We start from the raw sequence: 296 nt of genomic DNA, 5'->3' as shown, positions 1-296 counted from the left end.
GATATTTCTGGAGGTACTTTACCATATAGTGTAAGTCTTGATGACATTAACGGTGTATATACTGTAGGTACTGCAACGCAAACTGAGTTTGATTTTACTGGATTATCTGGTGGAGATCATGTTGTTTATATTCTTGATGACCAAGGTTGTGCTTCTGAATGGAATATTACATTCCCAGAATCTGTAAGAATAGAGCCAACAGTGACTATAGAGTACCTTTGTGTTAATAATGTAGCAACTAACATTGTAACTGTAACAGTAGATGATAGTATTACAGATCTTACAGATATAGACTA

At 34.5% G+C, this 296-nt stretch carries 1 protein-coding gene; it reads left to right on the top strand.

Going from position 1 to position 296, the window contains the following annotated elements; genetic code table 11:
* Positions 1 to 296, top strand: a 296-nt coding sequence (locus Q0997_RS20370) for a hypothetical protein (RefSeq protein ID WP_299892579.1), incomplete at both ends; no start/stop codon positions are given.

Origin of the sequence: uncultured Lacinutrix sp. (assembly GCF_947500325.1) — a bacterium.
Taxonomy (GTDB): domain Bacteria; phylum Bacteroidota; class Bacteroidia; order Flavobacteriales; family Flavobacteriaceae; genus Lacinutrix.
The sequence above is the reverse complement of the archived record's forward strand: the minus strand, read 5'-3'. Positions and strand labels throughout refer to the sequence as shown.